23 protein-coding genes are annotated in these 24,750 nt (G+C 46.6%); 10 read left to right on the plus strand and 13 right to left on the minus strand.

Translation table 11 applies throughout. The features are described 5' to 3' along the window. The first annotated feature begins 77 nt into the window (after window positions 1-77). The 3 genes from CWI76_RS09970 (at window position 78) to CWI76_RS09980 (ending at window position 4,870) form a co-directional block, all read left to right on the plus strand. Entirely contained in the window at window positions 78-2,162 is a 2,085-nt protein-coding gene (locus tag CWI76_RS09970; protein ID WP_126760193.1) for a cytochrome D1 domain-containing protein, read from the plus strand. A 2-nt stretch (window positions 2,163-2,164) separates the two neighbouring features. Next, the gene (locus CWI76_RS09975; protein WP_126760194.1) at window positions 2,165-4,357 is read left to right on the plus strand and encodes a TonB-dependent receptor domain-containing protein; all 2,193 of its coding nucleotides are present in this window, start codon (window positions 2,165-2,167) and stop codon (window positions 4,355-4,357) included. 147 nt (window positions 4,358-4,504) lie between these two features. After that, window positions 4,505-4,870, plus strand: a complete 366-nt coding sequence (locus CWI76_RS09980) for a MaoP family protein (protein WP_126760195.1) — start codon at window positions 4,505-4,507, stop codon at window positions 4,868-4,870. Window positions 4,871-4,928: 58 nt separating this feature from the next. On the opposite strand, the gene purD is transcribed toward CWI76_RS09980, so the two are convergent. From purD to cutA, 11 genes are all read right to left on the minus strand, one after another. Then, window positions 4,929-6,218, minus strand: a complete 1,290-nt coding sequence (purD, locus tag CWI76_RS09985) for a phosphoribosylamine--glycine ligase (protein ID WP_126760196.1) — start codon at window positions 6,216-6,218, stop codon at window positions 4,929-4,931. An 11-nt stretch (window positions 6,219-6,229) separates the two neighbouring features. Next, window positions 6,230-7,078 carry a class I SAM-dependent methyltransferase gene (locus tag CWI76_RS09990; protein WP_241968012.1) on the minus strand — a complete coding sequence of 283 codons (849 nt, stop codon included), beginning with the start codon at window positions 7,076-7,078 and terminating at the stop codon, window positions 6,230-6,232. Between the two features lie 68 nt (window positions 7,079-7,146). Next, window positions 7,147-8,715 carry a bifunctional phosphoribosylaminoimidazolecarboxamide formyltransferase/IMP cyclohydrolase gene (gene purH / locus CWI76_RS09995; protein WP_126760197.1) on the minus strand — a complete coding sequence of 523 codons (1,569 nt, stop codon included), beginning with the start codon at window positions 8,713-8,715 and terminating at the stop codon, window positions 7,147-7,149. 70 nt (window positions 8,716-8,785) lie between these two features. Further along, a complete protein-coding gene (gene fis, locus CWI76_RS10000; protein ID WP_092593808.1) occupies window positions 8,786-9,079 on the minus strand; it encodes a DNA-binding transcriptional regulator Fis in 294 nt (97 codons plus the stop codon). An 18-nt stretch (window positions 9,080-9,097) separates the two neighbouring features. After that, window positions 9,098-10,063: a tRNA dihydrouridine synthase DusB gene (gene dusB, locus CWI76_RS10005; RefSeq protein WP_126760198.1), complete on the minus strand. Its 966-nt coding sequence runs from the start codon at window positions 10,061-10,063 to the stop codon at window positions 9,098-9,100. A gap of 124 nt (window positions 10,064-10,187) precedes the next feature. Continuing rightward, window positions 10,188-11,069, minus strand: coding sequence for a 50S ribosomal protein L11 methyltransferase (gene prmA / locus CWI76_RS10010; RefSeq protein ID WP_126760199.1), 882 nt, complete (start codon window positions 11,067-11,069; stop codon window positions 10,188-10,190). 5 nt (window positions 11,070-11,074) lie between these two features. Further along, window positions 11,075-12,424 carry an acetyl-CoA carboxylase biotin carboxylase subunit gene (gene accC / locus CWI76_RS10015; protein WP_126760200.1) on the minus strand — a complete coding sequence of 450 codons (1,350 nt, stop codon included), beginning with the start codon at window positions 12,422-12,424 and terminating at the stop codon, window positions 11,075-11,077. Window positions 12,425-12,447: 23 nt separating this feature from the next. Continuing rightward, window positions 12,448-12,903, minus strand: a complete 456-nt coding sequence (accB, locus tag CWI76_RS10020; RefSeq protein ID WP_126760201.1) for an acetyl-CoA carboxylase biotin carboxyl carrier protein — start codon at window positions 12,901-12,903, stop codon at window positions 12,448-12,450. Between the two features lie 31 nt (window positions 12,904-12,934). Beyond that, entirely contained in the window at window positions 12,935-13,399 is a 465-nt protein-coding gene (aroQ, locus tag CWI76_RS10025; RefSeq protein WP_126760230.1) for a type II 3-dehydroquinate dehydratase, read from the minus strand. Between the two features lie 145 nt (window positions 13,400-13,544). Beyond that, window positions 13,545-15,320 (minus strand): protein-disulfide reductase DsbD, encoded by a 1,776-nt coding sequence (locus CWI76_RS10030; RefSeq protein ID WP_241968013.1) that lies wholly within the window; start codon window positions 15,318-15,320, stop codon window positions 13,545-13,547. Then, window positions 15,317-15,640: a divalent-cation tolerance protein CutA gene (gene cutA / locus CWI76_RS10035; RefSeq protein WP_126760202.1), complete on the minus strand. Its 324-nt coding sequence runs from the start codon at window positions 15,638-15,640 to the stop codon at window positions 15,317-15,319. The genes CWI76_RS10030 and cutA overlap by 4 nt, the downstream gene beginning before the upstream one ends. Before the next feature lie 178 nt (window positions 15,641-15,818). On the opposite strand from cutA, the gene CWI76_RS10040 reads away from it, so the two are divergent. The 3 genes from CWI76_RS10040 (at window position 15,819) to CWI76_RS10050 (ending at window position 18,438) form a co-directional block, all read left to right on the plus strand. Then, complete coding sequence (locus tag CWI76_RS10040) at window positions 15,819-16,112, plus strand: co-chaperone GroES (RefSeq protein ID WP_092856976.1); 294 nt, start codon at window positions 15,819-15,821, stop codon at window positions 16,110-16,112. A gap of 13 nt (window positions 16,113-16,125) precedes the next feature. Next, complete coding sequence (gene groL / locus CWI76_RS10045; RefSeq protein WP_126760203.1) at window positions 16,126-17,760, plus strand: chaperonin GroEL; 1,635 nt, start codon at window positions 16,126-16,128, stop codon at window positions 17,758-17,760. A 165-nt stretch (window positions 17,761-17,925) separates the two neighbouring features. Further along, complete coding sequence (locus tag CWI76_RS10050; protein ID WP_157980829.1) at window positions 17,926-18,438, plus strand: DUF3016 domain-containing protein; 513 nt, start codon at window positions 17,926-17,928, stop codon at window positions 18,436-18,438. 20 nt (window positions 18,439-18,458) lie between these two features. On the opposite strand, the gene epmB is transcribed toward CWI76_RS10050, so the two are convergent. After that, entirely contained in the window at window positions 18,459-19,457 is a 999-nt protein-coding gene (epmB, locus tag CWI76_RS10055) for an EF-P beta-lysylation protein EpmB (RefSeq protein ID WP_126760205.1), read from the minus strand. 111 nt (window positions 19,458-19,568) lie between these two features. Between epmB and efp the strand changes: the two genes are divergently transcribed. The 3 genes from efp to CWI76_RS10070 all read left to right on the plus strand — a co-directional run bounded on the left by efp (window position 19,569) and on the right by CWI76_RS10070 (window position 21,565). Further along, the gene (gene efp / locus CWI76_RS10060) at window positions 19,569-20,138 is read left to right on the plus strand and encodes an elongation factor P (protein ID WP_126760206.1); all 570 of its coding nucleotides are present in this window, start codon (window positions 19,569-19,571) and stop codon (window positions 20,136-20,138) included. Between the two features lie 14 nt (window positions 20,139-20,152). Next, window positions 20,153-21,121 carry an elongation factor P--(R)-beta-lysine ligase gene (gene epmA, locus CWI76_RS10065; protein WP_126760207.1) on the plus strand — a complete coding sequence of 323 codons (969 nt, stop codon included), beginning with the start codon at window positions 20,153-20,155 and terminating at the stop codon, window positions 21,119-21,121. 66 nt (window positions 21,122-21,187) lie between these two features. Beyond that, complete coding sequence (locus CWI76_RS10070; RefSeq protein WP_126760208.1) at window positions 21,188-21,565, plus strand: MerC domain-containing protein; 378 nt, start codon at window positions 21,188-21,190, stop codon at window positions 21,563-21,565. Between the two features lie 13 nt (window positions 21,566-21,578). On the opposite strand, the gene trmA is transcribed toward CWI76_RS10070, so the two are convergent. Next, window positions 21,579-22,679, minus strand: a complete 1,101-nt coding sequence (gene trmA, locus CWI76_RS10075) for a tRNA (uridine(54)-C5)-methyltransferase TrmA (protein ID WP_126760209.1) — start codon at window positions 22,677-22,679, stop codon at window positions 21,579-21,581. Window positions 22,680-22,905: 226 nt separating this feature from the next. On the opposite strand from trmA, the gene CWI76_RS10080 reads away from it, so the two are divergent. Further along, window positions 22,906-24,573, plus strand: a complete 1,668-nt coding sequence (locus CWI76_RS10080; protein ID WP_126760210.1) for a S8 family serine peptidase — start codon at window positions 22,906-22,908, stop codon at window positions 24,571-24,573. Window positions 24,574-24,750: the final 177 nt, after the last annotated feature.

The following is a 24,750-nucleotide window of genomic DNA, read 5'->3' on the forward strand; positions in this document are numbered from 1 at the left end:
CAAAAAACAAACATCGACTAGGCTTAGGATTAGACACGGTAGTCTCATTTCTCGATGATCCACAAGGAGGACATCTAATGAAACCAAGTAGTGTAACTAAGCTGTATCCGAAACTTTCTGCGTTAGCTATTGCTACTGGACTGTTCGTGACCGCCGGTAGTTCGGTTGCGTTCGCATCAGACGATGGCAAAAAAGCTTATGAGGCTAATTGCCAAGCTTGTCACCAACCAACCGGTAAAGGTTTACCAGGGGCATTTCCTCCATTAGCCGGCAATTCAAACGTCACCGGCGATAAACTTCATGTGGTGCGTACAATCCTAAAAGGTATGTCTGGTCCGCTGGAAGTCAACGGTCAAAAATACAATGCAGTTATGCCACCCATGCAGCATATTAGTGACGAAGATATTGCTGATATCACGAATTACGTGTTGTCGAGCTGGGGAAACAAGGGCGGTGAAGTCACTGAAGATGAAGTGGAACAAGTTCGCGTTGAACTTGGCTTGAAAGATCGTGCCGAGGGACAACCGCACCAGGGCTCAACTGCAGCCGAAGTTGGCTACAAAGGTGCACCATCAACTGTCTCTGGCGGTAAAATGATGAGAACGTCGGGCGCACCTGATATTAGCGAAGAAGACTTCGCAAAAGCACAGGAAATTTATTTTCAACGCTGCGCAGGTTGCCACGGTGTGCTGCGCAAAGGCGCTACCGGTCTTCCATTAACCACTGATATTACCCAGAAGAAAGGAACTGATTATCTGAAGGCGCTGATTAATTTTGGTTCGCCAGGTGGTATGCCGAATTGGGGGACATCGGGCGAGCTCAGCGAGAAAGAAATTGATATGATGGCGCGCTTCTTACAGCATGAACCGCCCACACCGCCAGAGTGGGGCATGAAAGACATGCGAGACTCATGGGTTGTTCATGTAAAACCAGAAGATCGTCCAAAGAAACCTCAGCACAAATATAATGTCGACAACATGTTTGCGGTGACATTACGCGATGCTGGCGAAGTTGCCATTATTGACGGTGATAGTAAGAAAGTGCTGAATTATGTGAAGACGGGCTATGCCGTTCATATCTCTCGGGCATCAAGTTCAGGCCGCTACTTCACCACCATCGGTCGAGACGGCAAAATCGATTTGATTGATCTCTACATGAATCCGCCGCAAGTTGTTGCTGAAATCAAGATTGGCCTCGAAGCACGTTCTGTTGAGAACTCTCGCTTCAAAGGCTATGAAGATAAAATTGCCATTGCAGGTGCATACTGGCCGCCACATTATGTGTTAATGGATGGCGAGTCATTAGAGCCACATAAGATTGTTTCGACTCGTGGTATGACTGTCGATACTCAGGAGTATCATCCAGAGCCACGGGTGGCTGCTATCGTGGGCTCACATAAGCACCCAGAGTTTATCGTTAACGTGAAAGAAACTGGCCAAATTAAGCTAGTGAATTATTCCGATATTGATAACTTGCAGGTAACGACTATTGACGCTGCGCCATTCCTACACGATGGCGGCTGGGATCGGTCAGGGCGCTACTTTTTAACTGCAGCAAATGAGAATGACACAATTGCTGTAGTTGATGCGTTAGACCGTGAATTGGAAGCGTTGATTCCGGTGAAACGTATTCCGCATCCAGGTCGTGGTGCTAACTTTGTCGATCCAAAAAATGGACCAGTGTGGGCAACTAGTGCACTTGGTAATGCAGATATCACGCTTATCGGTACCGATCCTGAAAAACACAAAGATAACGCATTTAAAGTGGTTCGTGTGTTAGAAGGTCAAGGTGGTGGTTCGCTGTTCATCAAAACCCATCCGAAATCAAAAAACCTATGGGTTGACACACCTTTCAATCCTGACGCCAAAGTATCTCAATCGGTAGCTGTGTTCGACATCAACAATTTAGATGCCGGCTATAAAACGTTGCCAATTGCTGAATGGGCCGATTTAGGTCCGGGACCCAAACGAATTGTACAGCCAGAATATAATATGGCCGGCGATGAAGTTTGGTTCTCGGTTTGGAGTGGTCAAGAAGAGCAGTCTGCGATTGTTATTGTGGATGATAAAACACGCAAGCTGAAACATGTCATTAAAGGAGAAAAAATCATTACTCCTACTGGCAAGTTCAACAACTACAACACACGGAACGAGGTGTACTAAGCGTGAAATACACAGCACTTGCTGGTGTTGTGGCTGGGGCATTAGGTTTAATGCCCCAGTTAACACTGGCTTTACCACAAGAAGTGAACGAAGCAGCAACGACTCAGCAAGACGCTGACATGGAAGTGATAACTGTGGTTGCCCATCGGCAACCACGCCAACTTTCCGAGGTTGCCGGTACCGTAACCATCATTAACGAAGATGATTTACAACGCGATCTCGTAATTAATGCTGCCGATTTAGTGCGGTATCAACCAGGAGTAGAACTTGATGACGATAGTAGCCGGTTTGGTAACAGCGGTTTTCGTATACGTGGTATTGGCGGTAACCGCACCGCAGTCGTAATAGACCAAGTGCCTGTCGCGGATTATTTTGCGGTTGGTAGTTATTCTGATACGGGGCGAGGGTTACTTGAGCTTGGGTTAGCCAGCCGAGTTGAAATCCTACGCGGGCCCGCATCGACAATGTATGGTAGCAAAGCTTTAGGTGGTGTCGTTGCCGTTCATTTGCTTGATGCAGAAGACGTATTGCTCAATGATAAGCGCGGTTCTCGAGTTCAAGCAGGGTTCAATTCTGACAGTCATCGTGCGAACGTCATGGGTGCGACAGCATTTGGCGGTGGCGGTACGCGTTTATTATTAGCTGGCGCCGTTCAGTACGGTGAAGATATTCGATCTGCTGATTTAGACGATGCATTGCGTGATGAACAACATCGTCGTCAGCAAGCTGTATTAGTTAGTGCAGAAACGGATACTGCATTCGGTGAGTGGCAATTCACGCTTGATGCGATGAACGAATCGCGTGATACCGATATTCAGTCGATTATAGGTACTGGTCGACTCAGTGCCACAACGAGTTTGGTGGGCGAAGATAGTCGTAATCAGTATCGATTACTTGCCGAGCTTAATATCGACCCGATGGGTTGGATAGACCGCGGCAGTTGGCGGTTATACCACCAAAGCACGGAAATTGAACAAGACTCTTTTGAACAACGTATGTTGTTACCTGAGCCACTCGATATCGAGCGTTTGTTTGATTTTGAACAAACCACAACTGGCATTGGCACCGATCTCGAAACAGACATACAAATTGCGAGTATTCGGCATCGTATCGGTTATGGTTTTGAACTCATGAGTTCGACACTTCAAGATCAACGCGATGCGTCGCAGACCAATCTAGCCACCAATGAAACAACCAAAACCCTATTAGGTGAAACCTTCCCGCTTCGCGATTTCCCTCGAAGCCGCGTAACCGAGTTGGGTATCTACCTACACGATGAATTTGAATTGTGGGAAGACGGACCGATATTAAGCCCTGGTATACGCTACGAACATTACAAGCTTCGTACACGCGAAGATGCCCTGTTTACAGAGCGATACCCAGACACAGAGGTCACTGATTTAACGCATGACGCTTGGCTTCCCAAGTTAGGTGTGATTTGGTCGGTCGCTGATAATACTGAATGGTTTGCCCAGTACGCACGTGGCTATCGAGCGCCGCCATTTTCAGATGTGAATATTGGTTTGTACTACCCGCAGTTTCAAGTATTAGCTATTGCAAATCCTGATTTAAAGGCCGAGCGTGGTTATGCATTTGAAACAGGTTTACGCGGACGTGACAGTGATACTCAGTGGTCAATTACCGCTTATCACAACCGTTACAGTGACTTTATTCAAAGTCGGGCTTCATTGGGTTTTGATCCAGCCCGTCAGTTGTTAATTTTCCAGTCCATTAATCGCGATAAAGTGGTCATTGAAGGCGTTGAAGCTAACTGGGAGCAACGTTGGATGGACACATGGTCGAGCGCAGTAAGTGCTGAATATAGCCGAGGCGAAGACCGTGAGAGTGGACGAGACCTCGCCGATGTGGCACCACCGCGACTCATTGCGCAACTCCAATATGAAGCACAAGACTGGGATACACGCCTAGTATTCACAGCCGTAAGAGGGCAACGCGAGCTAGTTGATGAAGCGGAGAGCCCATTATTCTCTGCACCCGGCTATGCAACGTTTGATTGGATTTCACGTTGGTATGCCACGCCAGATTTAAACGTGACCGCGGGTGTGTTTAATCTCACTGACAAACGATACTGGCGCAATGCACGAGTGAGCGGTATGCCAGTTGATGACCCGTCGTTGCCAGTTTTAGCCGAGGCAGGTCGTAGCGTTGGAGCATCGCTGTATTATCGGTTTTAACAACCCATTTGAAGCGTCGGTTCGAAATAAAAAACGTAAAAAATTTCGAAAATTGTTGACAACTTACGGTTTCGCCTCTATATCGTCAGTGACGCAAAGAGGCGTTACCGTTTACCTGTAGTTGTTGGTCTGGAGGATGGGCACACAATGGCAACAATGAACCGTGATCAAATTATGAAGAAGCCGTTTAACGACTTCAAAAACTACCCGTACGGATTTGCTCGTTCGGGCGATTTTTCAATTCGCGAAAGTGAGCTGTTAGCAAAACACGGCAGTTTGATTGCGGCGTTGATGAGTGGTGAACTAGAGCCAGAGTCAGCCGAAGAACAGTCATTGTTAGCAGTTGCTCGAGGCGAAAAAGCTGCTGACTCACCAGTCGAAAAGGCGTGGTCGAAATATCAGGCGCGTATTAATCGTCCGAAAGTGGGTAGTATGTATGGTCGCAGTCGCTACACTGATGATGCTTTTGAAATCAGCGGTGGTGATGACGACGACTTAGTCGTTGAGGACTAAAAAAGCGCCTTTTGAAGTGACCCCATAAAATTGAGGTCACTTCATTTACGGCGCTTTTTTATACTTGCTCGCGAGCTATGGCGCGATACGCAATATCGGTTCGAAAATAAACATTGTTCCAGTTTATTTTGCTCAGCGCAGCATAGGCTTTATGTTGTGCGTCGGTGACATTGTCGCCAATGGCGGTGACACATAGAACACGACCGCCAGCAGTCACTAACTGGTTGTTGTCGTTAAGCTTGGTGCCTGCATGGAAAACCTTAGCACCGTTCGCTTCAGCCGCCTCAATACCTGTTATCACATCGCCTTTCGCATAATTATCCGGGTAGCCGCCAGCTGCCATCACCACACCCACCGTTGCGCGCGGATCAAAATCAATGCTTTTACCAGCTAATTTGCCTGCGCAGGCCGACTTGCATAGTTCGACTAGGTCAGAACGTAAGCGCATCATAATTGGCTGCGTTTCTGGGTCACCAAAACGACAGTTAAATTCTAAAACTTTAGAGGTACCGTCTGGCGCAACCATTAGCCCAGCATACAAGAAACCGGTATACGGGTGACCTTCGGCGGCCATGCCTTCAACAGTTGGCTGAATGACATGTTGCATAACCCAATCATGCACTTCAGGGGTAACCACAGGTGCCGGTGAATAAGCGCCCATACCGCCCGTATTAGGGCCTTTATCGCCGTTATCGCGCGCTTTATGGTCTTGGCTTGAAGCAAACGGCAAAGCTGTCTTGCCATCCACCATCACGATAAAGCTCGCTTCTTCACCAACCAAAAACTCTTCGATTACTACACGACTACCGGCGTCGCCGAAACGATTGCCAGCTAGCATATCGTCAATGGCAGCAAAAGCATCGTGTTCGTTGTCAGCGATAATAACGCCCTTACCCGCTGCTAAACCGTCCGCCTTAATAACAATTGGTGTACCGTGCTGGCGAACATAATCTTTCGCAGCAGCGACATCGGTAAACGTGCCATAAGCTGCTGTAGGAATGTTATGACGTGCAAGGAAATCTTTACTAAACGCTTTTGATCCCTCAAGCTGCGCGGCAGCTTGAGTTGGGCCAAAGATTGATAATCCAGCGGCGGTAAACTTATCGACGACACCAAGTACCAAGGGCGCTTCGGGACCGACAATTGTTAATTCAATTTGCTTGGCTTTCGCAAAGTCTAACAATCCGTCGATATCGTCAGCTGCAATGGCCACGTTTTCGATACCTGATTCGGCTTCAGTACCAGCATTTCCGGGTGCAACAAAGACCGTTTCAACAGCATCTGACTGTGCTGCTTTCCATGCCAAAGCGTGTTCGCGACCACCGCCGCCAATTACCAATACGTTCATGTACTCTCTCGTTACGATTTAGGTTTTACAAATTTGAGGGTGAAGCGATCACTTTCACCAATTGCAGTATACTTTTCTTTGTCTTCGTCGCCTAAGCGCAGTGTCGGCGGCAAAGTCCAGACACCACGAGGATGATCAGCAGTGTCATTTGAGTTCGCGTTAATTTCGCTGCGTTCCGCTAACTCGAAGCCAACCGACTCCGCCATAGCGATGGCAAAACTCTCTTTCATATAACCCGAGTTGGCCATATCTTCGTCGGGGCGAGTTTCCGGTAAGCGATGATCAACAACACCCAAGACGCCACCTGGTTTTAATGCCGTATAGAATTGCATGAATGCATCTTGCACAGCTTCCTCTCCGCCACTCATATACCAGTTATGTAAGTTACGGAAGGTGAGCACCATGTCGGCACTTTCTGGCGGTGCAATAACGCTATCGCTCATTGGCGCAAATTCAGTGACAACAACGGCGCTAAAAGCTGAATCGTTGGTTACACGTTCCATAAATGCTTGGCGTGAGCGCTGGTAATACTCGCTACTGCTATTCGCTGGAAAATGAGCAGCATAAAGCAGGCCGTCATCCTTTAAATAGGGCGCTAAAATTTCAGTGTACCAGCCACCACCAGGTGAAATTTCGACTACCGTCGAATTTGGCTGAATACCGAAGAACTCAAGAGTTTCTGCCGGGTGGCGGAACTCATCGCGCGAACGATTTGAGGCCGAGCGGGATTCGGAGTTAATGGCTTGCTGTAATAAATTAACTGAATCCGCGTCCGACTCGATTGATTCTGAGCAGGCGCTTAGGCCAAGCACGGTTATAGGGATGAACAACAGATTTAACATACGGTTACGTACAGTCATTATCTTGCTCCTTAGCTATAAGATAGCTTCATCCTAAACCGTGCTAGCCATTTCAGCAAACGAATCCGTTAGTGACGGAAGTGACGCATGCCAGTAAACACCATGGCAATACCGTGTTCATTTGCTGCTGCGATAATTTCCTCATCACGAATTGAACCGCCCGGTTGGATGATTGCGGTAATACCTGCAGCTGCAGCCGCATCAATACCGTCACGGAACGGGAAGAAAGCATCGGATGCCATCACCGAACCTGGTACTTCCAAATTCTCATCAGCCGCTTTAATACCAGCAATTTTGGCACTGTAGACGCGGCTCATTTGACCGGCACCAACACCAATTGTCATACCATCGCGAGCGTAAACAATGGCGTTCGATTTAACGAACTTAGCCACTTTCCAACAGAATAATAAATCCTGTAACTGCGCATCTGTCGGTTGCTTTTCTGTGACAACTCTTAAGTCGCTTAGGGAGACTTCACCTTGATCATTATCTTGAACTAGCAAACCACCGTTTACGCGCTTGTAATCAAGACTTGGCGTGCGCTCGGCAGGCCATTGCCCACATTCTAATAAACGTACATTCGCTTTGTTTGCAACAACGTCACGCGCCGCTTGGCTCACCACCGGAGCAATGATGACTTCGACAAACTGGCGGTCCACAATGGCTTTAGCGGTATCGCCGTCGAGCTCTCGGTTAAAGGCGATGATGCCACCAAACGCTGATGTTGGATCAGTTCTGAAGGCGCGATCGTATGCTGCCAAAGGCGTTTCACCAATAGCGACACCACATGGGTTCGCATGCTTCACAATCACACATGCAGGTTGTTCAAAAGATTTAACGCATTCAAGCGCAGCGTCCGTGTCAGCAATGTTATTGAACGATAACTCTTTACCCTGCAACTGCACAGCGGTTGCCACAGAGGCTTCTTTCGGCTTAGATTCCACGTAGAACGCCGCTTGTTGATGGCTATTTTCGCCATAGCGTAAATCTTGCTTCTTCTCGAACTGTGCATTGAAGGTTCTCGGAAACTTGCTTTCTTGCTGTGGTAGGCGGGCACCAAAGTAATTCGCAATCATACCGTCGTACTGTGCAGTATGTTCGAAGGCTTTAATGGCTAAATCAAAGCGCGTATCAAAAGTCAGGCTATTGTCATTCGCATCCATCTCAGCAATAACGCGATCATAATCTTTCGCGTTGACGACGATGGTAACATCGCGATGGTTCTTAGCCGCTGCACGAACCATGGTCGGGCCGCCAATATCGATATTCTCAACTGCATCTTCATGTGAGCAATTTTCATCGGCAACTGTTTCTGCAAATGGATAAAGATTCACTGCGACTAAATCAATTGGCGCAATATTTTGCTCAGCCATCACCTGCTGATCAACGTCGCGACGGGCTAAAATACCGCCATGAATTTTTGGGTGTAAGGTCTTAACGCGACCATCCATAATTTCGGGTTGCCCAGTATGTTCCGAAACATCCGTTACCGGCACATTATGTTCACGAAGTAATTTTGCCGTACCACCCGTTGATAGAATAGCGACGCCGCGTTGCACGAGCGCTTGTGCAAAAGCGACGATTCCAGTTTTGTCGGAAACACTTAAAAGGGCGCGTTGAATAGGACGATGTTGCATGGTTGCTCTACCTTTTTGATGTCTTACAAAGAAAAAAAGAGCACACAAGGCGCTCTTTTTCTGGGGGCACTTAGTTCATGCCGTATTTTTTCAGCTTCTTACGCAAGGTGCCGCGGTTGATGCCAAGCATCGTTGCGGCGCGGGTTTGATTACCACGCGTATAGGTCATGACCTCTTCCAACAATGGCGCTTCAACTTCAGCGAGCACTAATTCATATAGCTCTTCTGGATCGTGTCCGTCAAGCTGCTTCAAAAATGAATTCAACGCTTGCTTTACCGAATCACGTAGCGGTTTCGGCTGAGCATTGTTACCAATGGTGGTAAATGGAGAAATCGGATCACGATTTGCGTTTTGATCAAACATAGGTGCGCTCTATCTCTTCTAGTTTACTGTTGCAAAAAACTTCGCCAGGGCATTTAGTTGTTCGTTAGCATCGTCGATGCCGACAAACTCCCGACGAAAAGCTGACGCGGGTTGTTGCTGTTGTAAGTACCAACCCACATGTTTTCGGGCAATCCGAACACCGCTGTACTCACCGTAGTGTTGGTGGAGATTGCGAACATGTCGTAAAACAACGTCACAAACTTCATCAATACTTGGTGGCGGGAGTTGCTCGCCCGTTGCCAAATAATGAGCAATTTCACGAAACAACCACGGATTCCCCTGTGCGCCGCGGCCAATCATAATGGCATCGGCACCGGTATACTCAAGAACCTGTTTTGCCTTTTCAGGCGTGGTGATATCACCGTTAGCAACCACTGGAATTGTCACTGCATTCTTAATTGCTCGAATGGTGTCGTATTCCGCATTGCCTTTATACATACACGCTCGGGTTCTGCCATGAACCGCTAATGACTGAATACCAAGTTGCTCAGCAAGCTTGGCAATTTCAACGCCGTTGCGATTATCTGGGTCCCACCCCGTACGTATTTTCAGTGTGACAGGCACATCTACTGCTGCTATTACCGCAGTCAAAATCGATTCGACCAGTTTTGGATACTGCAGTAACGCCGAGCCTGCCAGCTTCTTATTTACCTTTTTCGCAGGGCAGCCCATATTAATATCGATGATTTGCGCGCCGTTATTCACATTGTGAATTGCCGCAGCAGCCATCAATTCGGGCTCAGCCCCTGCAATTTGCACCGCTCGAATACCAGGTTCATCAGCGTGTTCCATACGGTCACGCGACTTTTTGGTATCCCACACCAACGGATTACTCGATAACATTTCAGACACCGTCAAACCAGCCCCCAACTCTTGACATAAACGTCGAAAGGGAAGGTCGGTTACTCCCGCCATTGGCGCAAGTATCACTGGATTGTCTAATTGATATGGTCCGATCCGCATCGGTTAAAAACTGTGCAACTCAAGGGTGGGAAATTTTAGGGAATTTGGCGGCTAAAGAAAAGGCTGTAATTTGTACAAAAGCCGCCTTTTTTGTACTTTTTGCTCTTGACAAATTGCAGGAATATTACCGTCTGCGCTTGGCGTGTAGCATTACCCAGTCATCTTTGACCTGAGCCGGGCTAAATTCAAATTGCTCTTCATAGGCAGCCTGCACGGCTGGAATTTGCCGTTCAAGAATACCCGACATGACCAATTCGCCACCTTCAGCGACATAATTAGTGATGATATCTGCAAGTTCTTGTAATGGTCCCGCGAGAATATTGGCAACCACAACATCGGCTTTCAGGGTTGGTTGATTACTTGGCAGATACACTTCAAGCTGTTCGGCTACGCCATTGCGTTCGGCATTTTCCATACTTGCAATGAGAGCTTGTTTATCAATATCGATACCCACAGCGCGTTTAGCACCTAACAATAATGCACCAATGGCTAAAATGCCCGAACCACAACCAAAGTCGACAACGGTTTTCGCAGTTAGATCCTGGCCATCAAGCCACCCGAGACACAATGCGGTGGTGGGATGTGTGCCAGTACCGAAAGCCATGCCGGGGTCGAGCATAATATTGACCGCGTTGGGATCAGGAATATCCCGCCAACTCGGACAAACCCACAAGCGCTTACCAAACTGAATGGGGTGGAAGTTGTCCATCCATTCGCGTTCCCAGTCTTTGTCTTCTAGTTGGTCCGTTTTGTAATTGAATCCGTCTTTGAAGTAACTCGACTTCTTCAAATTCTTGATAACTGGCGCCAAATTAGTATCAGCGGGAAATAAACCAGTGACTAGCGTTTCTTGCCAATAAACAAGTTCGCCAAGCGGTGGTTCAAAAATGGGATTATCTTGTGCATCACGGTAAGTTACGGCCATGGCGCCGTTGCCTTCAAGCATGTCCCCAATATTTGGGGCATGCTTTTCAGGCGCTGAAACGGTTAGTTGAATCCAAGGCATGGGGGTTAGTGACCACCCATACCAAGTTTCTTCTCGAGATAGTGGATGTTGGTGCCACCGTGCTGGAAGTTCTCGTCAGCCATAATGTCTTTTTGCAACGGTACGTTGGTTTTAATGCCTTCAATAATTAATTCACTCAAGGCATTACGCATACGGGCAATCGCGACATCACGATTTTCACCGTAAGTAATCAGCTTACCAATCATCGAATCGTAGTTTGGCGGTACTTTGTAGTCCGCGTAAACGTGCGAATCCCAACGCACACCCAAGCCACCTGGCGAATGGAAACGTGTAATCAAACCCGGTGATGGTACAAAGGTGTTTGGGTCTTCAGCATTAATACGACATTCAATGGCATGTCCGCGAATGACGATATCTTCTTGCGAGATAGACAATTGACGACCAGCGGCAACACGCAATTGCTCTTTAATGAGGTCGATTCCGGTGATCATCTCGGTCACAGGATGTTCTACTTGAATACGTGTGTTCATCTCGATGAAGTAGAACTCACCATTTTCATACAAGAACTCAAACGTGCCTGCACCACGGTAGCCAATTTCAATACAGGCCTTCACACAGCGCTCGCCAATAAATTTACGCATTTCAGGAGTGACACCCGGTGCTGGCGCTTCTTCCACAACTTTCTGGTGGCGCCGTTGCATCGAGCAGTCGCGCTCTCCTAAGTAAACGGCATTACCTTGACCATCAGCTAGCACTTGAATTTCGATGTGGCGCGGATTCTCGAGAAACTTCTCCATGTACACCATCGAATTACCAAACGCAGCGCCGGCTTCAGCTTTGGTTGTACTAATGGCACGTAGCAATTCGTCTTCTTTTCGAACGACGCGCATACCACGGCCACCGCCACCACCAGCTGCCTTTACGATTACTGGATAACCAATGCGCTTGGCAATTTTGATATTGGTGGCATCATCATCGCCCAGTGGTCCGCCAGAACCTGGAACACACGGAACACCCGCTTTTTTCATTGCTTCAATAGCTGATACTTTATCGCCCATTAAGCGAATCACATCAGCCGTAGGGCCAACAAAAATAAAGCCAGAATTCTCAACCTGCTCAGCGAAGTCAGCGTTTTCAGCTAAAAAGCCATAACCAGGGTGAATGGCTGCAGCGTCAGTAATTTCCGCTGCACTAATAATACGTGGAATGTTTAAATAGCTATCGGTTGATGGCCCATTACCAATACAGATTGACTCGTCCGCCAACAACACGTGCTTTAAATTGCGGTCGACAGTGGAATGCACTGCAACCGTCTTGATACCGAGTTCTTTACAGGCGCGCAATATACGCAGCGCAATTTCACCTCGGTTTGCTATCACTACCTTATCTAACATGACTATGTCCTGTGTCGATATACTTATTCGATGACAAACAGAGGTTGGTCAAATTCGACCGGCTCACCGTTCTCAACAAGAATTTGTTTCACCACACCGCCTTTATCGGCTTCAATTTGGTTCATCATCTTCATCGCTTCAACAATACACAGGGTATCGCCGGCTTTTACTTGTTGACCAACGCTAACAAAGTCAGCGGCACCAGGTGCTGGAGCGGCATAGAAGGTACCAACCATTGGTGATTTCACCACATGGCCAGATAGCTCAGGTGCTGCTGGAGCTTCGGTTGCCGCAGGCGCCGCTGGAGCCGGAGCCGGGGCTGCCATCATTTGTTGTGGCGGAAGTTGATAGTGCATCGGCGCGCTGTGACTACCACCACGGTGAATACGTACCGACTCTTCACCTTCGGTAATTTCAAGTTCGGCAATACCTGATTCTTCGACCAGTTCGATCAGCTTTTTAATTTTACGAATATCCATGATCTATTATGACCCCAATGTTTTATGTTCGTTATTGCTTGCTTAAAAAGTGTTTCGCCGCTTGTAGCGCAAAGTCGTAACCTTGAGCACCAAACCCACAAATTACACCAACAGCAATATCTGCTAAAAAGGAATGCTGACGAAATTCTTCGCGAGCGTGAATATTGGAAAGATGTATTTCGGTAAATGGAATTGCGACCCCGGCGAGTGCATCCCGCAACGCAATGCTGGTATGTGTATAGGCGCCGGGATTAATAATAATGTAATCGACATGTGACGTTCGCGCTTCGTGAACCCAGTCAATCAATTGATGTTCGGCATTTGATTGCCGACAATCCAAAGTGATACCCATCGATTCGGCATGTTCGCGTAAGCGATGCTCAATTTTGTCGAGCGTATCGCTACCATAGATTTCCGGCTCACGGGTACCTAACAAGTTAAGGTTAGGACCATTGAGTAAGAGCACTCTGAATTTTTTATCGTTATTTGCTGTCATAATGCTGCGATCTGCTGCGAACGTATCAAGATTGATATTAGAGGCCATTTGCAGCCTCTAATTCAACACCTAATTCAGCATTATAGTGAAAAAATGAGAATAAGCAGCAAAATACTGGTCTTATCACCGCTGTTCGCTGCAAGTTTTAACGTGTTTTTAACTCTTTTATGTGTTCAGCGAAGTTTTCTGCTGGCATAAATCCAGTAACCCGCGTGCGACTTATCTCTTGTTGGTTCCTGAAGAATAAAATCGTAGGCAAGCCAAGAACTTGATATTCAGCGAGAATCGCATTGTTTGTGCTAGTGTTCGCAGTAACGTCAGCTTGAAGCAGAACCACATCAGCGGTTACCGCCGCAACCTCGTCAGCCGAAAACGTATCACGTTCAAACTCTTTACACGCCACACACCAATCTGCATAGAGATCGAGCATGACAACCTTATTATCGATGGCAGCATCTTCTAGTTGTCGCTGAATTTCAGCTACTGACTTTACTTGAATAAATGGCAACGAATGATGTGATTGCGGCCACCAACTATATAACAGCACAGCACTAATAATAAGCCACGCTGCTGCGAAACGAGCGGCAGCTTTTTTCGAAAGTTCGCGCATGTCTGCTTGAATCAGATAAATAGCGCTAAGTACAATAAACACGACCCACAACCAATCAGCGATAACGTATGGAATGAGTCGCTCGACAAGTACAATAGCGACGCCCAACAACACCACACCAAATACGCGCTTGATGGTATTCATCCATGCGCCGGCTTTCGGTAACAGTTTGCCGCCAGTTACCCCAAAGGCTAGTAGTGGCAAGCCCATACCAACACTTAATGCATAAAGCACAGCGGCGCCAATGGTTAAATCGCCCGATTGCGCAATAAATAACAAAACACCTGACAACGGCGCGGTGGTGCAAGGCGATGCAATTAATCCTGAAATTGCTCCCATGGTAAACACGCTACGATGCGCGCCGCCACGTTGTGATTGGCTCAATTGGTTCAAGTAGTTTTGCCAACTTTGGGGTAGTTGCAGTGTATACGCCCCCAACATACTTAAGGCCAAGAGCACAAACACAACGGCTAATGTGATGAGAATGGCAGGGTGTTGCAACATGGCTTGATAGCGCAAGCCAGCAAGCGCCACCACCACACCTAATATTGAATACGTGATTGCCATGCCTTGCACGTAAGCAAGGCTTAAGGTGAACGCGCGGCGGGTGCTTAATTGCTTCGGTTGGCTAGTGCCGGCACCAGTCTGTCCCATAATAATTGCGGAAATAATAGGATACATTGGCAACACGCAAGGGGTGAATGCTAAGCCAATACCAAGCACAACGAACAGCAATAAAACCAACCATAGCGGCTTTTCAATAATGGCATCAAAAAACGTCGATGATGTGGTTTGCTGGGAGTTCTCGGCAACTTGCTGAAAGTCAATTGAAGCTGAACCGTCGCCTTTTACAGCACTGAGATAAACGGTTTTTTCGGTCGGTGGATAACACAAACCCGCATCGGCGCACCCTTGATACGAAATGGTAAACGCTTGATCGGGGCTTGCTTGGCTTAATTCATAGGTGAGCTCTACAAAGTCACGATAAACAATTGTTTCACCGAAAAACTCATCAACGTGAGGTTCACCTTCTGGTAACTGTGGCTCTGCTTTTAACTGGACTGGCGTTTTGACAACAAAACGATGCTGATACATGTAGTAACTGTCAGCAATCTCCCAGCTAAGTGTGAGTTTGTCGCCCTGTTGCCGAAAATCGAACTGAAACGCTTCATCAACCGGCAGAAATTGATTTTGTTGTGCAAACGGATCATCCTGCCCTAATTCAAATTGTGCTTGTGCAAGAACCGCCGATGTCAGCGACATCCACAACGCAAACATCATAACAATGCTTCGATACCACATAGACTTCATGATTGGGTGACCTGTGTAATCCAGTTTAAATAGCTTTCAGAGCCTTCGGTAATAGCTAACGCGACAATTTCAGGAACATCGTAAGGATGCGCAGTTTGAATGAGTTCAAATAGTGCATCAAGTGAACCGAGCGTTGTTTTGATTTGCAGCAAAACTTCTTCATCGGCATGAATGTGGTCATCCCACCAATACATTGATGTTGATGGTGCAGAGATATTCACACATGCCGCATAGCGCGCTCGCAGTATCTTATCAGCTAGTGCTTTGGCAACATGTTTATCTGGACAACTACAAATCACTAAACGATGTTCTGTCGTCATACATACACCTGTACGTTGAATTTTGGTCAGTATACGAAAACAAAAAAAATTTATCAGAAAACCTTGATATCAATTTTTTACCCCCCATAACAGGGGCACAACACATTTTTTAACAGCTTCAGTTCATCGCTGAAGCATAGTTATCAACCACAAACATTAGGTTTAGGAGTTATCAACGATGAAACTTCGTCCTTTACATGATCGTGTGATCATTAAACGCTCTGAAGCAGAAACCAAATCTGCAGGCGGTATCGTGCTGACTGGTTCAGCAGCAGAGAAATCGACGCGCGGTGAGGTTGTTGCAGTAGGCAATGGTCGCATCTTGGATAACGGTGACGTGAAAGCTTTGGATGTCAAAGTAGGTGACAGCGTATTATTCAACGAAAGCTATGGCGTAAAAACGCAAAAGATTGACGGTGAAGAATACCTGATCATGTCTGAATCAGACATTTTAGCGATTATCGAAGCTTAAGAGGGAAACGAACATGGCAGCTAAAGAAGTTAAGTTTGGTAACACAGCGCGTCAGCGCATGTTAAAAGGCGTCAACATTCTAGCCGACGCAGTAAAAGTAACCTTGGGCCCTAAAGGCCGCAACGTTGTTTTAGAAAAATCATTTGGCGCACCTTTGATCACCAAAGATGGTGTATCGGTAGCGAAAGAAATCGAGCTTGAAGATAAGTTCGAAAATATGGGCGCGCAAATGGTCAAAGAAGTTGCGTCAAAAGCTAACGATGAGGCGGGTGACGGAACGACGACTGCAACCGTATTAGCGCAAGCCATTGTCAACGAAGGTTTGAAAGCCGTTGCTGCGGGTATGAACCCAATGGATTTGAAGCGCGGTATCGATAAAGCTGTTATCGCAGCGGTAGAAGAATTAAAAGCATTGTCGCAGCCGTGCAACAACTCAAAAGCAATCGCACAGGTCGGTACTATCTCTGCCAACTCTGATAGCACCATCGGCGAAATCATCGCTCAAGCAATGGACAAAGTAGGCCAAGAAGGTGTTATCACCGTTGAAGAAGGTCAAGCTTTGCAAGACGAACTTGACGTTGTTGAAGGTATGCAGTTTGACCGTGGCTACTTGTCACCATACTTCATCAACAACCAAGAGAACGGTACGGTTGAATTAGAAAGCCCGTTCATCTTGTTGGTTGACAAGAAAATCTCAAACATTCGCGAATTACTTCCTGTATTGGAAGGCGTTGCGAAATCAGGCAAACCACTGTTAATCATCGCTGAAGACGTTGAAGGCGAAGCATTGGCAACCTTGGTAGTGAACAACATGCGTGGCATTGTTAAAGTTGCTGCGGTTAAAGCACCTGGTTTCGGTGACCGCCGTAAAGCCATGTTGCAAGATATTGCCGTACTAACTGGCGGTAATGTGATTTCTGAAGAAATCGGCATGGAGCTTGAGAAAGCTCAGCTTGACGACCTTGGTACCGCGAAGCGTGTTGTTATCAACAAAGATAACACCACCATTGTCGACGGCAGCGGTGATCAAGCCTCAATTGAAGGTCGCGTGACGCAAATTCGTCAGCAAATTGAAGAAACTTCTTCTGATTATGACCGTGAAAAACTGCAAGAGCGTTTGGCGAAATTGGCCGGCGGCGTTGCAGTGATCAAAGTTGGCGCGGCCACTGAAATGGAAATGAAAGAGAAGAAAGCTCGTGTTGAAGATGCGTTGCATGCAACTCGCGCTGCGGTTGAAGAAGGTGTGGTACCTGGTGGCGGTGTGGCGCTGGTACGTGCAGCAAGCAAACTTGCTGACCTACGTGGTGACAACGAAGACCAAAACGTTGGTATCAAACTGGCATTGCGTGCAATGGAAGCACCACTTCGCCAAATCTCAACCAACGCTGGCGCTGAAGCATCAGTAGTTGCGAACAACGTCAAAAACGGTGAGGGTAACTACGGTTACAATGCTGGCCAAGATGTTTACGGCGACATGCTAGAGATGGGTATTTTGGATCCAACCAAAGTTACCCGTTCTGCACTGCAATTTGCTGCATCAGTAGCTGCGTTAATGATTACCACTGAAGCGATGGTTGCTGAGCTACCGAAAGACGAGCCAGCTGCACCAGACATGGGTAGCATGGGCGGAATGGGCGGCATGATGTAAGCCGACCGACGCGTCGAACGAAATAAAAGGAAGCACCTTGGTGCTTCCTTTTTTGTTTGTAGCTTGTCACAAAAATCCGTATTCCAGCGTCTATACTGTTGGAAGCACAGAATTGTATGCAACGAATTGAAAGCACACGAATCATTGTGCTCAATGGAGGCAAGTATGAAAACGTCTGTATTAGGTTTTGCAATTGCTACTGCTTTAGTAGCTGGCGTAGCCAATGCGGCTGAAGTTTCGGTGAAATGGGATGATGTGAAGTCGTTTACTGATTTTGAAGCCGTGAACGAGTTGAAGAGCCGATTTGAAGAACGAACCAAGGCAAACTTTACCGAGTATGTTGAAACATTAGGGCAAAAGCTACCTGAGCAAAATAAACTCGAAGTTACCTTCAATGATGTTGATCTTGCAGGACGAGTTGAGCCAACGTTTGGCGCAACAAGTAGTGCGTTTCAGCGCATTCTAGATGACGTTTCTTATCCGCATCTTGTGATTTCATATCGGTACACTGATGCACAAGGAGAGGTCATCAGTGAAGCTGATCATGTGGAGCTAAAAGCACTCGCGCCATCACGAAACATTCGGAATGTGATGGGTTCTAGTCGTGATAATCTCTATTTTGAAAAAGAATTATTACAAGACTGGTTTCGTGACACGTTTCCGAATGCTACTGATTAGCGAAAATGCATTGGCGGTAATTAAAGCGGTGTTTTACTCGCTTCGCCAGCAATTTCACGCACTAACTTAGGAACCAGAAAACCAGGTAAACGAGCTCGCAGCTGCCGTTCAAGTTCGCGAGCTCGCTCATCACTCACTGCGAAATGACTCGCTCCAGCAACTTTGTCTAATTGATGTAAATAGTAAGGAATAACCTTCGCATCAAAAAGAGCTTCACTTAAATCGACTAGCGTATCTGCCGAGTCGTTAACGCCTCTCAACAAAACACTTTGATTCAATAGCGTGATGCCGTGGCGAGCCCAATATTCTAAAGCGTCTTTTAACGTACTCGATATTTCTCGCGGATGATTGGCATGTAAAACCAAAATTGCTTGTAAGCGACTTTGCTGTAGTCGCTTCGCTAGATTTTCCGTCAAGCGTGATGGCAACACTATGGGCAAGCGACTATGAATACGCAACCGCTTTAGTTGCGGCAACTCTTCTAGCACCGAAATCACTTTAGACAATTGGTTGTCATTTGCCATGAGCGGATCGCCGCCACTCAAAATCACTTCATTGATAGCCCCATCTGATTGGATGAGTTCAACCAACTGCTGTAACTGAGTGCGACCGAAGTGGTTGCCTTCATAAGGGAAGTGACGTCGAAAGCAGTAACGGCAGTTTATCGCACAACCACCCCGCAAAATAACAAGTACACGCGATTTGTATTTGTGCAGTATGCCGGCGTGATTACTATTTTGTTCTTCCAGCGGGTCGGCGATAAAGCCTTCTTTTTGTTCAAACTCAGCTTGATTTGGCATCACCTGAAGTAGCAGTGGGTCATGAATATCGCCTTGGCGCATCAAGCCGACGAAATAGCGTGTAATACGAAGCGGAAATAATTCGCGCGCCTTGGCGTTTTGCGTAATCCAGTTGTCAGGTAGGCGTAATAAAGCACCCAATTCACTTGGGTCTGATATAGATTGTGCTAACTCCTGCTGCCATTGCGGTCGGACAGAGATGACATTCAAATTCGACACAGGCTTCCTGTAAAATTGTTGCGTGACGTGAATTATTTTACCTGAAAATTGCTACGTTATGGTTTATTATTGGCCGCGAAATCGCTTAATTTGAAAGCATATGAGGAAGCTATGGCGAATTACAGCACAAATGAATTCAAAGCTGGTTTAAAAATCATGCAAGATGGTGAGCCATGTAACATCATCGACAATGAAGTTGTTAAACCAGGAAAAGGGCAAGCGTTTAACCGCGTACGAATCCGCAAACTGATTAGTGGAAAAGTCGTTGAAAAAACCTTCAAATCAGGTGAGTCGGTAGAAGGCGCAGACGTTGTTGATATGGAATTAGCCTATTTATATAACGACGGTGAATTCTGGCACTTCATGAACAACGAAACCTTTGAACAATTAGCTGCCGATGCGAAAGCGGTTGGCGATTCAACCAAGTGGTTGGTGGAACAAGATACTTGTACACTGACATTGTGGAACGGTAATCCAATTGCTGTAACGCCACCGAACTTTGTTGAGCTTGAAATTGTTGAAACCGATCCAGGTTTGAAAGGTGACACCGCGGGTACTGGTGGTAAACCAGCAACGTTGAGCACTGGTGCTGTCGTTCGTGTACCACTGTTCGTACAAACTGGTGAAGTGGTAAAAGTTGACACGCGCTCGGGCGAGTACGTATCACGCGTTCAAAAATAAGTTGTTACTAAACGATGCAGCTCACTGATAATTGGCAACCGAGCGCCTCGCTTGATGTTTTGCGACAGCGAGCTGCATTGTTTCAAACCATTCGTAATTTTTTTCAGCAACGAAATGTACTTGAAGTCGATACACCAATACTGGGTCGATTCGGCGTCACCGACTTACATCTTGAGAATCTCGAGACCACGCTCAGTTTTTTCCCCAACCAGCGTTTCCAGTTACAAACATCACCTGAGTATGCAATGAAACGATTGCTTGCCGCATATGGGCAATCAATTTATCAACTGGGTAAAGTGTTTCGTGACGATGAAGTGGGCCGCTTCCATAATCCAGAGTTCACCATGCTGGAGTGGTATCGAATTAACTTCACGATGCAAGATTTAATCAATGAAGTTGTTACCTTACTCCGCGACGTACTCGGTGCCCGAGAGGTTCATCAAACGACCTACCAGCGGCTATTTCAAAAATATTTGAACTTAGATCCGCTTACTGCTTCCATTGCTGAACTTCAAAACTGCCTTGTAAACGATGAGCGAATTGCGGATCTAGTAAAACGTGAAACAGATAAAGATACGTTACTACAACTTGCTATGTCGTTGGTGATAGAACCGCAGTTGAAGAAGTCGGATATTACGGTGGTAGAGCGTTTTCCAGCGAGCCAAGCGGCGTTAGCGGAACTTGATGACGACGAACGTGTGGCATTGCGCTTCGAAGTGTATGTTGGTGGTATCGAGTTGGCGAATGGCTATCAGGAGTTAACTCACGCTGCACACCAACAGCTTAGGTTTAATCACGATAATCAACTCAGAAAACAATTCGGAAAAAACATGAAACCGACCGATTTTCGACTGTTGGAAGCGCTCGATGCAGGTATGCCGAATTGTTCGGGTGTCGCTCTTGGATTCGATCGTTTGCTGATGCTAGTAACTGGTGTTTCTGATATTCGTCAAGTTTTACCATTCTCGATCACTTGCGCTTAAAACAGGTAATGTTATACTATAACACTCTCAACTGGGGTGTAGGTTGTTACTGAAGCAGGCGAAGAAATGACACAGCGTTCGTTAGATAAAACAGGTATGTGGGTGACCACTTTATGTGCGTTGCATTGCTTATTGCTGCCTGTCATTTTGCCAATGCTGTCACTCATCGGATTGTCATTTATTGGTGAAGAACTGCTTGAGCGGGTTATTTTAGGCACCAGTATTGCGCTTGGTTTAGTTGCGCTGATTAATGGTATTCGCCAGCATGCACGGCTATATCCTTTGGTGCTGTTAATAGCTGGTGGCTTCATCTACTGGCATAAAGATAGTCTCGGTGAAATGGGTGAACCGATTATTATCTTGCTTGGCGCGAGCATGATCATCGCGGCGCACTGGGTGAATCTGCGATTGGTTCGCTCGACCAACTTCCTTACCGCCGCCTAATACTCTCGTCTTCTTAAGTCTTCCTTTTTAATATCACACCAGCTTCCATATGGTGGGTATAAGGGAATTGATCAAATAAAGCTGCACGGGAAACGTTATGCGTGCTTTGCAGCGACTCTAGATTTTCGACCAACGTTTCTGGGTTACACGAGATATAAACAATTGAATCGTAGTTTCGCACCAGTTCAACGGTATCTGCATCTAAGCCAGCTCGCGGCGGATCAACGAGTACGGTACGACAGTCGAAACTTTCTATTTCTGCTTCGTTCGCGCGTCGAGACTCTCTATCACCTGCCATCACCGCACTAAACTCCTCGGCGGACATACGCACGACAGTGACGTTGTGGATATCGTTAAGCTCACAGTTATAGCGTGCAGAGGCAACCGACGTCTTACTTATTTCTGTTGCGAGAACCCGATTAAAGTTTTGTGCCAATGGGAGGCTGAAATTTCCGTTACCACAATACAACTCTAATAAGTCGCCGTGGCTACCTTTCGTTGCATTGAGCGCCCAACTCACCATGTGCTGGTTCACGGCGGCATTCGGCTGAGTAAAGCTGTTTTCAACCTGTTGGAAACGATATGGCTTCTCATCAATAATTAATGTTTCGACAACCCAGTCTTTCTCTAGGCACAGTTTCTGCTTCTTGGCTCGGCCGACAATCTCGATTTTTCCGAATTTACTTAGGTCGTGTTTTAGTTCGAGAGCTTCACGCTGCCAAGTCTCGTCGAGTTGCCGATGATAAATCAGTGAAACAAGGGCTTCGTTCGTTGTCGTCGTCAGAAACTCTACCTGAAAAAGTTTTTTCCGCAGGTTTGGGCGTCCGCGAACATAATCCAGAATAGCCGGCATTAAATCATTGATAAGTTCGTTAGCAACGGGAAATGAATCAACACGAATTTTTTCTCGAGTATCTGGGTTAAACATAATGTAGAACAAATCATCTCCATCATGCCAAACCCGAAATTCTGCACGCATCCGGTAATGAGTTTTTGGTGACTCATAAACATCAATCTCTGACACTGCAAAAGGCGCAAGCATCGACTTCAGAAGTTCGACTTTGTTCGAAAGCTGAATTTGGTAATCATCAGAGTTGATTGCTTGATGCGTCATAAAATTTCCTAAATACGTCTCTTTCTAAATGCGAACGAGCGCGAATTGTAACGGCAGATCTCAAAATGTCCACTTAAGTTGAGATCAAGTAACTTTACAAATTCTTCACAGTATGACATTGCGCATACGAACAAAATGCTACATTATGACCCACTGCGGCATGTAAAAAATAATTCGTCGCAAACGAACAACACATTAGAAAGTATAATAAAAAAGGGTCAAATCCATGTCGAACACTACTAAAAATAGTGCGCTAGTTTTAGCGGCGTTGTCGCTTGCTATCAGCACAGCTGTACACGCCCATGGGCCAGCTCATGCAAATAATGATAAAGAACGCGTTATCGTTGAGTTTAAACCAGGTTCAAAAAATGCCATTGAAGCATTTTTACATTTAGATGACGACGGTTTGCTTGATCCGCCGAAGGATGGCGATGATCCAGGTGACAACAAAGATAAAAAAATTCTGCATCGTTACGACCGTTTCAATGCAATGGCAATTCAAGTACCTCACTCTGCAGTTCACAGCTTAATGAACAACCCTAACGTTGTTAGTGTTACTCCAGACGAGAAACGTTTTGTGCAAAGTACCCAGTGGGAACCAGGTAAGCCATACGGCATCGAAATGGTTCAAGCTGATTTAGTATCAGACGCCGCTGCAGGTACACGTACTGTCTGTATCATCGACTCAGGTTATGACATGGGTCACCCAGATCTACAAACATCTGGTGTAACAGGTGTTAATGACGCCGGTACAGGCACTTGGTATACCGATGAAAACGGTCACGGTACTCATGTTGCAGGTACTATTGCTGCATTATCAAATGGTGAAGGTGTTGTTGGCGTCTTGCCAAACGGCAATGTGAACTTACATATTGTTAAAGTATTCTCGGCATCTGGCTGGGCATACTCATCAACATTAATGGCTGCTGCAGAACAATGTGCGGATTACGGCGCGAACGTTATCAACATGAGCTTGGGTGGTTCACGTGCAAACCGCACTGAAGAGCGAGCTTTTGCTCAGTTGAATGCAGCCGGTATTCTAAGTATCGCAGCTGCGGGTAACGACGGTAATACGCGTCATTCGTATCCTGCTTCTTATGACTCGGTTGTCTCTGTTGCGGCGGTTGATGCGAATGAACAGCATGCATCGTTTTCACAACAAACAGACCAAGTTGAACTTGCTGGCCCAGGTGTAAGCGTTCTTTCTTCTGTACCTCGTGGTACCGGTGAGAAAGTCTCACTTTCAGTTGCTGGTGTTGCGTATGAAGCAACGAGCATGGAAGGCACTGCGCGAGTGGAAAATTCTGGTGAATTAGCCAACTGTGGCATTGGTGACTCAACTTGTAATGATGCAGCGGGTAAAGTTTGTTTAATCGAACGCGGTGTGATTTCATTCGCTGAAAAAGTACAAGCTTGTGAAGCTGGTGGCGGCGTTGGTGCTATCGTTTATAACAACGAACCTGGAATGGTATTAGGTACACTTGGCGATTACAGTGCATCTATCCCAGCTGTGGGTATCAGTGATACTGATGGCGCAACGTTACTCAATCAAGTTGGTGCTAACACAACGGTTGGTGTTACTGATAGCGATTGGGCATTCTTCGATGGTACGTCTATGGCAACCCCTCATGTTGCTGGTGTTGCAGCATTAGTGTGGTCACACCATACTACGTGTAGCAATGACGACATTCGTAATGCATTAGCTGCGACTGCCAAAGATTTAGGTGCGGCAGGTCGTGATACGTTATATGGACACGGTCTTGTTCAAGCGAAAGCTGCAGTTGATTACCTAACAGCAAATGGTTGTGGTGGTTCAACTGGTGGTGATACCGGCGGCGATGATGGCGGTGACACCGGTGGTGGTAAGCCAGGTAAAGGCGGTCCGAAAAAGTAAGTAAGGCTGCTATTGAATCAAAAAGCTCGCTTCGGCGAGCTTTTTTTATACGCTTCGCTCACAAAATCAGCAGTTGGCAAAAAAACACATAAAAATGTCAAAAAGGCGCTTGACGCGGCCAGTTAAATCTCTAAAATGCGCCCCACGCTTGAGGCAGACAACGAAGTCGCCAAAAGC

This window comes from Pseudidiomarina marina (genome assembly GCF_003987045.1).
In the GTDB taxonomy this organism is placed as follows: Bacteria; Pseudomonadota; Gammaproteobacteria; order Enterobacterales; family Alteromonadaceae; genus Pseudidiomarina; species Pseudidiomarina marina.